Source organism: Salinimonas sediminis (assembly GCF_003429285.1).
GTDB classification, from domain to species: domain Bacteria; phylum Pseudomonadota; class Gammaproteobacteria; order Enterobacterales; family Alteromonadaceae; genus Alteromonas; species Alteromonas indica.
On sequence record NZ_CP031769.1, the window covers coordinates 3142001 to 3155324 of the forward strand.

A 13324-nucleotide genomic window follows, 5' to 3' on the forward strand; every position below is an offset into this window, starting at 1 on the left:
CCGACCACGACGGGGCTTCCCTGCCCCGGCCTGGTCTGACTCGGGTTCCTTCCCTCGTCTGTCCGGCATTTTTCCTGACCGGATTGGGGAATCCCACGACAAGGGGACATAAGTGGATGGACTTACTTTTTAGTTTTACATCCGGCTTCTTTCGGTAGATTTTAGCCCTGGGGCTTTTGTTGGTGTTATCCCTGCGGGCCGCAAGGTTTATTTAGCATTTGCCGCGTTGGCGGCAGCAACCCAAGGGGAACACGTCGTTCCCCTTGGGAATCCCCGGACGCCCCTGCCGTGGGTAAGCATTCCCCTATCCGCTCAGATACCGGTCAACGACCACGACGGGGCTTCCCTGTCCCGGCCTGGTCTGACTCGAGCTCCTTCCCTCGTCTGCCCTGCATCTTTCTGACCGGCACGGGGAATCCCACGACAAGGGGGCATGAATGGATGGAATTACGTTTTAGTTTTACATCCGGCTTCTTTGGGTAGTTTTTTGATTTGGTCTCTTTTATTGGTGTTATCCCTGCGGGCCGCAAGGTTTATTTGGCATTTGCCGCGTTGGCGGCAGCAACCCAAGGGGAACACGTCGTTCCCCTTGGGAATCCCCGGACGCCCCTACCGTGTGACAACATTCCCCTACCCGCTCAGATGCCGGTCACCGACCACGACGGGGCTTCCCTGCCCCGGCCTGGTCTGACTCGGGTTCCTTCCCTCGTCTGCCCAGCATTTTTCCTGACCGGATTGGGGAATCCCACGACAAGGGGGAAACGAGCAAGAGCTACAGAGATCTCTGCTTTGCCTGCCCATCAAACGTATTGGGCAGCCCGGCAGATAAGCAAACCGAAGCCTAGACAGGGATGTCGCAGGCGGAATGTTATAGGTGAGTCACGCCGAAACAGGATGTTGCGTCGAGCCTGGTTCGGATTGCCTGACGGGGTGAACAATGGCTTACGTTTGTCAGGGCATACATGGGGAGTCCAGAGGGGCCGTGGCGGCCCCTCTGGTTGCCGCCGCCAACGCGGCTAATGCTTACTACAAAAACCGCAGCCCGCAGGGATAAGTCTAAAATAACCAGCAGGCCTACAGAGTTACCAGGAAAAGCAGAATAGCGCCCCAGCCTGCCCATCAAACGTATTGGGCAGCCCGGCAGATAAGCAAACCGAAGCCTAGACAGGGATGTCGCAGGCAAGGCTCGCCGAAACAGGATGTTGCGTCGAGCCTGATTCGGATTGCCTGACGGGGTGAACAATGGCTTACGTTTGTCAGGGCATACATGGGGAGTCCAGAGGGGCTGTGGCGGCCCCTCTGGTTGCCGCCGCCAACGCGGCTAATGCTTACTATAAACACCGCAGCCCGCAGGGATAAGTCTAAAATAACCAGCAGGCCTACAGGGTTATCGGGAAAAGCAGAATAGCGCCCCAGCCTGCCCATCAAACGTATTGGGCAGCCCGGCAGATAAGCAAACCGAAGCCTAGACAAGGATGTCGCAGGCAAGGCTCGCCGAAACAGGATGTTGCGTCGAGCCTGGTTCGGATTGCCTGACGGGGGGAACAATGGCTTACGTTTGTCAGGGCATACATGGGGAGTCCAGAGGGGCCGTGGCGGCCCCTCTGGTTGCCGCCGCCAACGCGGCTAATGCTTACTACAAACATCGCAGCCCGCAGGGATAAATCCACAATGAAAAACTGGCCTAAAGGGTAGCTCACAGGAACCCGCAGGGATAAATCCAAAATAAAAAACAGACCTGGTGGGTAGTCTGCTAAACCCAGATAGCAAAAAAGGGGCATAAGCCCCCTTTTATTATACTTGTGCGACTAGCCGCTTTACACTGCAGGCGCCATATACTGGCCACTTGCTACACTTGGCCAATCACCTAACACCGGATGATCCTGCGTTAAATATGCCTGCTCCATACTCGTCCAATTATAACTGGCACATAACTTTGCCAGCTTCTTCATCGCCGTTTTTTGGTTAACATGATGGCGGAAACGGGACTTAAAGTTGGTTTCTATACGCGGCTGTTCGGGGTCAAACTCCCACGGATGCGTATAAAAGTTAGCAATACGTCCTTGCTGTCCTTTATTAAACAAATAATTAAACAACCAAAAAGGCAGTAAGCGGAAGTACCCGCCACCACCGGCTGGGAAGATTTTATCGCCCAGTACAGCGGTGGTTACCGGAATTTCCAATAACCCGTTAGACAGCCGGTAAGCATCTCGTGGTGCTTTCGGCACACCGTACAAGTCATGGTTAATAGGGTAGCTGCTAGAGCTGTACTGATAACCTGCTTTAGCTATCAGGTCGTGCGCCCAGTCGTTATCCGCGCTAATCGAAAAACACGGGGCGCGATAACCTTTAACTTCCGTGCCGGTGATATCTTCAAGCAGCTTTTTTGCTTTGGTAATATCTTCAAAAAACACGTCGGCATTCTGCTTAGATAAATGCTGGTGCATAAAACCATGGCTGGCTACTTCGTGTCCTTCACTAACCAGCTTTTTTAGTAATTGTGGATGCGCCTGCGCAATCCAGCCCAACGTAAAGAACGTAGCTTTTACATTATTGTCGGCAAACGTCGTTAGCAACTTGTCCATTTGGAGTTCAAGCCGCGATTCATAATTGGACCAGTCGTTTACTGAAATATCCTGGGCGAAGGCTTCGACCTGGAAATATTCTTCCACATCGACGGTCATCGCATTTACATTTGCCATACAAAAATCAAACCTGTTCATGCAGCCAGCAGGGGCGCGTTATATAAACTGCTATTTATAGTGCCGGTAACGATATTGAGATCTAACCAACACAGCGTATTTGTTTGTGCCGACGTATTCTATGCTGATCACAGCAAAAAAGGAAATGTAGGCTTACGTGCTCTAATATGGTAGCTTATTTAACGAAAAGTAACGATACAAATACCCGCTTTTTGGGCTGGGTAGCAATGTATTCGGATTCGACAAATCCATCGATACGCTTGTTGCTGCACGGATGCGCTAACCTGCGCTGGAAATTAGCAAATATCCTTTTCGATAGCTAACGAAAAAGTCTGATTTGTTCGATTTGAACAATAGATTAACCAATAGTGCCACTTTTTTTGTATTGTAACGTAAAGAGTTGACGCCTCAGGACCCAAGGCGGTGCTGTCAGTTAAGACAGCATAACGTTAATTAAGAAGTTGGAATATTAACTTGATACACTCGCTTTATTTAAACCGCGGGCTGAACTGGATGCTAAATAAAGCGCTAAGTCAGCATGTGTGCATATTTACCCTGCACCGCCCCGCCGGCCCTCACGGACTGAACGGCGTTGACTTGGACATGCTTGAGTCTTTACTTAAGCTACTTACCCTGCATGGGTGTGAGTTCATTAGTGTTGATTCACTACTTACCACTTACTCCTCTCTAAACCCGGCCCGCAATTATGTGTGCTTTACGGTAGATGATGGCTACGAAGATCAGGCCGAGCTGCTTATTCCGTTATTATTGAAATACGACGCCAAGCCTACTTTATTTGTTATCACTGACCTGGTGGATGGTTATGCCTTACCCTGGGATGCGCAAATTACCACCACCGTGCTGTCGTGTGAACAAACCAGGTTGGATGCTGGTGCATTAGGCGTACCGGGCGAAAAATGGCTGTCGTTAAAAGACCGCCGCTTTGCCCGGCGCTATTTATCGCTGCATGCAAAACGGTTGGAAAAAAACGCCCGTATTCATTTTGTGGCAGCGCTTAAAGATACCTTATGTGCCAGTACCCCTATTGATGATCGTCATTTTACCCCGACGTCCTGGGAGCGCTTAGCGCAGTTGGAACAGCAAGGGTTGACCGTAGGCTCGCATACCTGCTCACATAGCCCGCTATCGACCCTAACCCGGGAAGATATTGCCAGCGAACTGGCGCAAAGTAAGGCAATATTAAATAGCCACCTAAGTGCCCCTTCTGCGGTTTTTTGTTACCCGGTAGGTATGCGCGAAGATTTTGATGAACGGGGCGTAGAGGCCGTGCAGGAAGCAGGCTTTGTTGGCGCGCTTACCTCCGAGCCAGGGTATTTTGTGAGTAAAGCGATTAAAAGCGCAGCATTTACCGTACCCAGATTAAGCTTACCTGCTAGCTTGAATACCGCAGTACGTTATACCTCCTGGCTAGAGAAGCTGCGCGCCGGCTAACTGAAAGATTGCAGCTGGACTCTTTTAGCACGCATAAAAAAGCAGAGCTTACGCTCTGCTTTTTTTATACCAGCCTTGGGGCAGGTAACCTTTCAGTGGCTTAACTTAGTAGCGGAATACCACACCCAAGGTTAAACGCTGATCGGTGTAGTTGTTACCCAACACACTACCCGATACGGTACCTTCCCGGTCAATGTAGCTATAGCCCAAATTAGCCGAGAAGTAACGCGATAGCTTATGGTTAACCGATAAGGTCAAGCGAGTGTTGTCGCTTTCACCGGTACCACCATCATCATCGTCACGCTCTATGTTGGCAAAGCTTAAATCACCGTTCAAAGAGGTATATACCCCCAAGTCGTAAGTGAAATTAGTGCCGTAGGTCTTTGTTTTACGTCGGGTTTCTGCTGCCAGGTAGTCATCATCAGCAAACTGGGCATAAACCCCAACTCGTAATCGCCGAGACTGATAAGACACTTGCAACAAACCGTTTTTACGCAATATGACGTTGTCTTCCAGCGCGTTATTATCGTCTACTAACTGAATTAACTGTTCGCCGGTTTCCAATTGATAGTCCAGCGAAGTAGGCTGGTAACAAAATTGCGACAGAAAGCTGCCTGGACATACAAATATTCCCAGGCTTTCAGGGGTAGATAACAACTGCGAGAAGTTGCTCACATCTTCAGAATAGCTAAACGTGGTTCTGATTTTACGGGTGGCATGCTTAAACTCAACGCTCGCAGCATCACCATAGAAGCTTTTTCCAAATTCAGCATTCAGACTGGTACGGTCTGTAAATGCCCAGTTTACCCGTACATCAGGATAGACGTCGCCGTCGTTTTCCTGGTTAGACGAGCTGGCTTTATTGGCGGTTAGGGATATCGAACGGTTCTGGCCTTGACGGTAGGTAATACCCGCCCCGACACTGTCAAACTCCCGATCATTGGAAAATAACGCATCATCTGTACTAAATGTGTGTGCTTCACTTTGCCCTCTTACTCTGAAGGCCCAGTTCCGAAACACCATTTTATCTACAAAGGCATCGGTGTTGTAACTTTCAAACGAGCCTAATGCAGCATTTTCACGGTCGGTGTCACTATAATCACCGTTGAATTTCCATATATAGCTACGGGCAGAATGGCCATTTTCTAATGACGTAAACGCCGAAATAGTATCGTTGTTCAGTCTGGCATTGGTGGTAAATTCGTTATCTTCGGTTTTAACCGTTGAATACGACAAACTCGCGGTACCCGCCACCCACGGCCCTCGGGTAAATTCAGACCGGGCGCTGATGGTATTGGTGTCAGTACGCGCCAAGTCACCGCTATTATTCAAAAAGTCAGATACCAGATAGTTATCGGTATTGGCGTTTCGATAGCTAGAGCCGCCACTGGCAGACAGGGTCAGCAGCCGATCAATTGCTTCGTAATCCGCGCTATAAGAATATTCGAAATAGTCGTCGTCGTTCGAAAAATTATCGGTGTCTCGTTCTAAATGAGTGCCAGTACCGTTAAACGTTGCCCGCAACTTTCCACTTTCATAAAGCGCTTTTAAGGAAGGCTCTATCCTTAGGGTGTTAATGTCCCGATCGCCTTGCGTATCTGAGTCAATTTGCTGAAAAATGGTTTCTGCAGATACGGTCGGTTGCAACGTCAAATTGCCAGCGTGAGTGCTTAAAGCACCCAGCGCTGACGTGGTGAAAATAGCTAATTTGGAAAACGCGAAATTACGCTTCATTAGCCTTTTCTTCATCTTTTGCATAGTAATATCCATAGTAGCCGGGGTCGTTTTCGTCCTTATTCACTACTTTGTTTACCACAAACCCAATTGCCATATTCGGGTTAAGACGCTCTACACTCAAGCGGATATCAGACAGCTTAGAGCGTCCTTCTTCCACAACAACGACGGCCTGCCCTGCAAAGTTTGCCAGTACAGCACTTTCGGTTATGCCGATAAGCGGTGGTGTGTCGATAATAACGATACGATCCCGATAACGATTAGCAAACTCGTCAATCGTTTCATGCATTTTTTCGCTGGCTAACAATTCGGTACTAAGATGATGGGTACGGCCGGCCGGAATCAATTTCAGTTTGTCTACATTGGTGGGGTATAACACCTCAGCAATATCGTCCACTTCCCCGGTAAGGTATTCCATCAGGCCCTGCCGACGGTCTAAACCCAGTGTATTTAATACATTGGGTTTTAACACATCAGCATCGACCAGCAGCACAGTTTTATCCTGCTCAGACGCAATACTTAAGGCCAGGTTTGTTGCCGTAAAGGTTTTGCCTTCCGACGGACGCCCACTGGTTACCATAATAATATTGCTGTTTTTCAGCGTAGAAGCCAGTGGCCCAAACGCATTGGCCAGAAGCTTACGTTTGATTTCACGGTATTCTTCATTAATGCCTTTACGCACCCCAGACAACGACACATGCCCGTTTTCCTCTAACCGCTCAATATCAATATTGAACGGTTCGACCTGCGATTGCGGGCCGCGAGGCGTAACTGGCTTGCGCTTATTGGAGCCAGCAGCCGGCGCCATTCCAGAGACGTCTTGTTTATTCTCATTTTTGGCTTTTTCTGCTTCCATCGCTTCGCGGCGACGTTGCAGTGCTTTTTCAATGGTACTACTCATGACAACATACCCTGGAAATTAACATTCAACAGTTCAGCGGTCACCAGGGCGCCATACAGCACCACAATAGCCAACGAACTAATTGCAAAGGCGATTATACGGCCTTTATTCACTTTGCTGATACGCTCAACATCAAGGTGCGTTACCGTTCCCCAGATAGGGTAGTCGGTAAGTTCTTTGAGCTGTCGCGCTCTTACCAGCACTGGCGCAAGCTGATTCAAGATAAAGGCAATACCAATACCTACACCAAAGCCAATCAGTAACACAGCGGTATACAGCATAAGACGCTGCGGGCCTGCCGGCTTGTTCGGTACCATGGGTGGTTCGATAATTCTAAACTGGAACTCTTCGGCAGATACATCAGCGCGACGGGTCAAATCAGCCGACTCACGTCTGGCTAACAGTTCTTCATAGCGCTTTTTAGTAATGCCGTAGTCACGGTTCAGTGACGCCTGCTCTGCTTCAATTTGCGGAACCAGATCAATCTTAGACTCCAGGTCAGCAATCTTCTTGCGTAGGTCTTCCTCTTTGACGGTCAGCGAAGCAATACCGCTTTGCAACCGGCTCACGTCTAAAGATAGCTGACTGTTGTATTCACCAACAGGTTGGCCGTCTTCATCGCCCTGCTCAGAGAAAAACGCATCGATTTCTTCCTGGCGTGATTTTTCCAGGCTCTCTAAGAGGGCCTTGGTTTCAATCACGTCCGGGTGTTCGTCGGTGTAACGCAAGGTAAGGCTGTCGAGTTGATCTTCAAGGCCTTTAATACGTTCGTCGTAACGGGTTTTAAGTGCCGCTTCGCCTTCATTTCTTACGCCAAAACTGTCTGACATTTTGCCGCTGGAAATCTGGGTCTTCATCGCATCGATTTGTTGCTGGGTTTGACGAATTTGCAGCTGAGTTGCTTCAAGCTCGTTTTTCTGGCCCTGTAACGCCCCGTAATACGTACCCGACAAAGGCAGTATTTCGCTATACTTACGCTTAAATGCAGCCAACCGCTGCTCGGCTTCTGCCAGGCGGTTTTCATAGTCGGCAATTTGTTCGTCTAAGAAGCGGCCTGCGGTATCTGTATCCCGTCGGTTGTTTCCTAAAGAACCTTCAACAAACAGCTCCAGCGTTTCCTGCACTACGCGTTGCGCCATGGCTGGCACTTCACTGTTATAGGAAATAGTGTAGATGTTGTCCTTACCGGTAAATCCCAGTTCAATGTCATCGCTAAGCCGGGAAATCAGAGCATTAAACTCTGCATCGCTAGAGGTAGTGATGTCTAAGTCACTTTCCCGGGCGATGGTTTCCAGGTTTGAACGGCTTAATAGCGTACGGGCCATCATCCGAATTTCTTCTTTAGGATCCGACTGAATCGCAATCCCGGTAAGAATCGGCTGAAGTGGAGACCCGGTGTCTACGTATACTCTGGCTGAAGATTCGTATTCGTTAGGTAAGGTTGCGACATAGAAAAACCCGATAGGACAGATTATCCATGAGCAAATGATGATGATGCGCTTTTTTATCCATATTCCTTTGACGAAGTCAAAGAACTGCGCAATCGATGGCTGTAAATCCTGCATTTAATTCTGTTCCGTTACTACTAGAACCAAGCCTCTGGGATGATAACAATATCACCTGGAAGGATATCAATATTTTTAGAGATGTCGCCGTCGCGGATCAAATCATCAATATTGATGTTGTACGTATGCTGCTCACCATTTTTAACACGAACCAGTTTAGCACTGTTGCCGTCGGCAAACTCGGTTAACCCACCAACCGCAATCATCAGATCCAGCAGGGTCATATTCTGCGAATAGCTGATAGCGCGAGGGTTAGATGCTTCACCAATAACCCGTACCTGTTCAGATAGAGGGCCTTGGAAATTATTTACGCTAACCGTTACCCGAGGGTTATTGATAAACGTAGACAGTTTTTCTTCCATTTCGCGGGCAAGTGTTGAAGGAGTACGACCGGCAACGTCAATATCTTCTACTAAAGAAGTTGTAACTTTACCATCTGGACGAACCGTGTACTTGCCGGAAATTTCCGGGTTACGCCAGACAAAAATATTCAGAGAATCACCAGGGCCAATTAAGTACTGGTAATTATCAACATTGGTGGTCATGGATGCGCGAGTCTTTGCTGGAGGCAAATCGGATGTTGTAGTACACCCGCACAATAAAGTAACTGCTGTTCCGAAAACAACAGGAATAATGCTTTTTGAGTTAGACATAAGAGATCTTTCCTAAACTCGTTATGATGAAATTTTTTTGTTTATGCAATTTACCCTACGGTAAATAACACTATAATGCCAACATCATTTGTAGTCTATTACAATAAATAGCTTTATGATGTACTTCGACGTTGCAGTATCAGGGGGCCAGGAGTGGCTTTAAACAGGCACAATCAAAATAAACGTTCCAACATCTTGGTTGTAACGGAAGCATTACTAATAGCGTATATGGGTTACATAACCCATTTCATTTTGGTTCAGTTAGATCTGACAAATTCAGCCCCAATTGAAAAGTTGGCAGTTAATGTAGGTTTATTAACCGTTTGCATACTGTTGTGCTCATTGTCAGTGGGATTATACGAAGCCAAACTAAGGGAAACCTTCCGCGGCATTATTCGCCGTATTTTCGTTAGTGTGGGGTTAAGTTACTTTTTAGTAGAAGTCATTAGCAGGGCGTTTTTTGATGACCTGGCGATGCATTCTTACTATCTACCCGCCTCTGTGGCCGGGATTATTATTACTCTGGTTATCTTTCGCTACTTTACCAACCGCTTAGGTTTACTGGGCTTAGGTAAGGTACGCATTGTGGTTCTGGGCGCAGGTGAACGGGCTTCTATTATCGAGAAGCGTATGCGCCGGGATGTAGACCGCATCGCTTTTGACCTGGTTGGCTTTGTACCTATCCCGGGCGATAACCGTGAAGAAGGAATCAAGAAAGAAGAAATTATCCATGTCAAAGTGGATGAAAACTTCCAGCAGTTCATTACCGACAATGACATTGAAGAGATAGTCATAGCCTGCGACCAACGCCGTGGCACCTTGCCCATAGAGGTCTTGTTTGAGTGTCGCCTACGCGGTATAGAAGTTACTGATCTGCTTGATTTTATGGAACGGGAAACCGGCCAGATTGTGGTAAACCTGATGTACCCCAGCTGGGTTATTTACTCGAACGGTTTCCATAGTCAAAACTACCTGCGCGACGCATTGGATTACTTTATAAACGCCGTGTTAGCAGCCTTTATCTTCACTTTCACTTGGCCGTTTATGTTGCTTACCGCCAGCATTATCTGGCTTGATGATGGTCGCAGAACAGGCACATCAGTATTTTATAAGCAAGAACGGGTGGGTTTAAACGGTAAACTGTTTAAAATCATCAAGTTCAGAAGTATGCGGCCCGACGCTGAGAAAGATGGCGCTAAATGGGCGAGCAAAAATGACGACAGGGTTACTCGTATTGGTCATTTTATCCGTAAGTACCGGATAGACGAGCTGCCGCAGCTATTCAATGTGTTCAAAGGTGAGATGTCATTTATTGGCCCCCGCCCTGAACGTCCTGAATTTGTTGAAAAACTGGTTCGTGAAGTGCCTTATTACAACCAGCGTCACAACGTTAAACCCGGTCTGGCCGGATGGGCACAGCTTAACTATCCCTACGGCGCCAGCGTTGAAGACTCAATGGAAAAGCTCAAGTTTGACCTTTACTATGTAAAGCATCAAAGCATGCTACTGGATATTCTTATTCTTATCCGTACCGTTGAGATTGTATTGTTTGGTAAAGGCCGCTAGGCCCTACCAGTAAAGGCTACTGGCTATTTCATAAGGCTTCCTGAGGGAAGCCTTTTTTATATCTGATTACCGGCACCGTCAGCCTCCCCGGCCCGCTGTTTACATCTGCGTTTGCGCGACTCGCCCTGCCCTTACTTTTCTGCATAAGAGTGTTCTCCATGAGACTTTTCTGCATAGGACTTTTCTGCATAGGACTCATCCGCATAGCACTAATCTGCATAGCACTGAGCTGGCAAGCTCTGTGCTGCCAACTGAACGGCCTGCGCCAGGCTTATAGGCTTTACTCCTGCCACCCCTGCCCGACGTCTGCGTAAACGCACCGCACCCAGCCCTCGCCGCTATAGGGCCCTTAGGAGTAGTTGCAGGCACCCGCCGTCCTCTTATTAGCGTGGCCTGCAATTAGCGCGGGCGCTAATATAGAAGGTAACTGTCGGATATCTATCAACTACATAACCCTGTGATGCATGCGCTATTGGTGGTTGTGCCTCTTTGCGGTGGCCTTTTATAAACGTCCATTTCCAGACCAATTGACGGCCATACACCGGCCACGGCCCGCCCGGTATAAGGTGCCTACTTTGCCAGCTGATGCCAAACAAGGGTTTTCCCTACGCCAGCGGCCTGGGGCCTTATAAGCCAGGGGGTTAGAGGCGATATAATAGAATAAGGCGGGTGGCCTGCAACCAGCAGCAGAAAGCTACCTGCGTACTCAGGGGAATAAGGCTAAACGCTTTATGGGAGCGTGCTCAGCACCTTACGACTATTCGCCGGCCGTGTTTTTTGGGTATGGAAGTGGGTATGGAAGAACGGGCGCAACAGGGAGAATAAAGCAGTCCAGGTGTAGGCTAACGGCTACATAGGTGAACAATAATCAATCACCTGTTTTACAACAATAAATGGACTAGGCAGAAGCCATCTAGCACTTTGTAATTATTACAGTGTGGCTCTGTAATTACTTCGTCTTTTAATTAAGCAATTGCCGCCTGAATTACACCATTTTAATTAACAATTGTCCCTTTACCTTTTTAACACCCGCATAATTACTGGCCTAATCCGGGGTTAAAATGTTTTATTTATCTATACCCATGTATGGCATTCGAATTGCAATATCTTTAGTGCAAATAGAAATGTGAATAGGAAATTTACAATTTTTATTTAAATCAATGTGTGGAATACGAGACACCTTTTTGTAATTTGCAAAAGGGTGTTTTTTAAATAAAAAAAGCGAGCATAAGCTCGCCAATGTGTGGAATATGGAATTTTATTATTGTTTTTAGAAGACGCATCCGTGTGCCCTCATGTCTTTTTTATTATGCCACTAACTAAACGCAAATTACCAGCAATAATACTTAGTTTGTAGGTTTACGCGAAACTGTAGCATTTGGCGGCATAATTGTACCAAAATCGCTCAGTATCAGCATCTTATCAAAATATGACTATGGTTATTAGTCTTACCCTGTCCCGCTAGCGGTGCCAATCCCTTACGATATTAGCTTCAACCCTAACATTCCCTATACCGACAACGGCATGTAGCAATATTGCTTCAGGGCATCAGCGAATCAAGCAAGCATAAAAAAGGCCAATTTTTAACCAGTTGATTTACTGGGACTATTAAAAACCGGCCTTTCAACAGTGTAAAAATTTTTGACGTTTAATCGTCTTCTTTAAGTCTGACGTACGTGCGGTACTTCTTTTTCAACAACTTATCAATGTACTGGGTTAACTTAATCTTATGACTGATGGCATCATCCAGGGCGTCCACCAGCTCGCTTAGCATCGCCTTGTAATACTCGGCATCCTGAATTTCGTTACCGTTTGGCGTCATCAGCTTTTTGCGGGGCTTGTGTTGCGCGTTAGCGCCTACCGCTGGCTCATACTCATCGTCATCTTCACTATCTGGTTCAACTGCGTTCGTTTCAGGCAGGAACATTTCCTCTCTGACTTCACTGATCACCGAATCTACGGCTTCTTCGGTCAGGGTTTCCAGTTCTTCCAGGTAGCCGAACAACAAAATCCGGTCCATCAGGGTATTGATTTTGCGCGGTACACCACGGGTAAACTGATAGATTCTTGCAAACGCTTCATCAGCAAATAACGTACTGCCGTTCCAACCCGCATGATGCAGACGAAATTCGATATACTCTTTTGTTTCTTCCTGAGTCAGCGGCGCCAGGTGGCAAGATGCCACAATACGCTGGCGGAACTGTTCCATATTGGGCGCCCGCAAAATGGGCTGTAATTCTTCCTGCCCCAACAAAAAGCTTTGTAGTAATGGCTTACCAAACTCCTGAAAGTTAGACAGCATCCGCAGCTCTTCTATGGTTTCAAGTGGCAGATTCTGCGCTTCATCCACCAGCAGTAGCGCACGGCGACCTGTGGCACTCAGGTCATATAAGTACACTTCCAGCATTTTCAGGATGTCTGCTTTGGTTTTACCCGCCACATCCAGACCAAATTTAGAGGACACCATTTTAACCAGCTCATCAGGGCTGAGCTTGGGAGTGACAATGTGCGCCACCATGATGTCGTCTTCAATTTCAGCTACCAGACTATTTGCAATCGTGGTTTTACCTGTGCCTATATCACCGGTAATCACAATAAACCCTTCGGCCTGCGATAACCCATATTGCAAATAGGACATTGCCCGTTTATGCCAGCGACTGGCAAAGAAAAAATCCGGGTCGGGCGTTAGCTGGAAAGGCTTAGAGTCCAGCCCATAATAACTTTCGTACATGAAATTACCGCTTCAACTTC

8 protein-coding genes are annotated in these 13324 nt (G+C 47.6%); 2 read left to right on the forward strand and 6 right to left on the reverse strand.

Features of this window, described 5'->3' with window-relative positions; all coding sequences use genetic code 11:
- Positions 1-1817: 1817 nt before the first annotated feature.
- The gene (locus D0Y50_RS13950; RefSeq protein WP_108565910.1) at positions 1818-2702 is read right to left on the reverse strand and encodes an XrtA system polysaccharide deacetylase; all 885 of its coding nucleotides are present in this window, start codon (positions 2700-2702) and stop codon (positions 1818-1820) included.
- Between the two features lie 474 nt (positions 2703-3176).
- On the opposite strand from D0Y50_RS13950, the gene D0Y50_RS13955 reads away from it, so the two are divergent.
- Positions 3177-4154, forward strand: coding sequence for a polysaccharide deacetylase family protein (locus tag D0Y50_RS13955; RefSeq protein ID WP_117317469.1), 978 nt, complete (start codon positions 3177-3179; stop codon positions 4152-4154).
- A gap of 105 nt (positions 4155-4259) precedes the next feature.
- On the opposite strand, the gene D0Y50_RS13960 is transcribed toward D0Y50_RS13955, so the two are convergent.
- Genes D0Y50_RS13960 through D0Y50_RS13975 form a run of 4 tightly spaced genes read right to left on the reverse strand, consistent with a single transcriptional unit; the run spans position 4260 to position 9007 of the window.
- On the reverse strand, positions 4260-5888 hold the full coding sequence (locus D0Y50_RS13960; RefSeq protein ID WP_108565908.1) for a porin family protein: 1629 nt from the start codon (positions 5886-5888) through the stop codon (positions 4260-4262).
- Entirely contained in the window at positions 5878-6789 is a 912-nt protein-coding gene (locus D0Y50_RS13965) for an XrtA-associated tyrosine autokinase (protein WP_108565907.1), read from the reverse strand. Before D0Y50_RS13965 ends, D0Y50_RS13960 begins: the two co-directional genes overlap by 11 nt.
- Positions 6786-8354, reverse strand: a complete 1569-nt coding sequence (locus tag D0Y50_RS13970; protein ID WP_117317471.1) for an XrtA system polysaccharide chain length determinant — start codon at positions 8352-8354, stop codon at positions 6786-6788. The genes D0Y50_RS13965 and D0Y50_RS13970 overlap by 4 nt, the downstream gene beginning before the upstream one ends.
- Positions 8355-8374: 20 nt before the next feature.
- Positions 8375-9007, reverse strand: coding sequence for an XrtA/PEP-CTERM system exopolysaccharide export protein (locus tag D0Y50_RS13975; protein ID WP_108565905.1), 633 nt, complete (start codon positions 9005-9007; stop codon positions 8375-8377).
- Between the two features lie 153 nt (positions 9008-9160).
- Here D0Y50_RS13975 and D0Y50_RS13980 point away from each other — a divergent pair, with 153 nt between their 5' ends.
- Positions 9161-10573, forward strand: a complete 1413-nt coding sequence (locus D0Y50_RS13980) for a TIGR03013 family XrtA/PEP-CTERM system glycosyltransferase (protein WP_108565904.1) — start codon at positions 9161-9163, stop codon at positions 10571-10573.
- A gap of 1648 nt (positions 10574-12221) precedes the next feature.
- On the opposite strand, the gene D0Y50_RS13990 is transcribed toward D0Y50_RS13980, so the two are convergent.
- Positions 12222-13304: an XrtA/PEP-CTERM system-associated ATPase gene (locus D0Y50_RS13990; protein WP_108565903.1), complete on the reverse strand. Its 1083-nt coding sequence runs from the start codon at positions 13302-13304 to the stop codon at positions 12222-12224.
- Positions 13305-13324 lie beyond the last annotated feature (20 nt).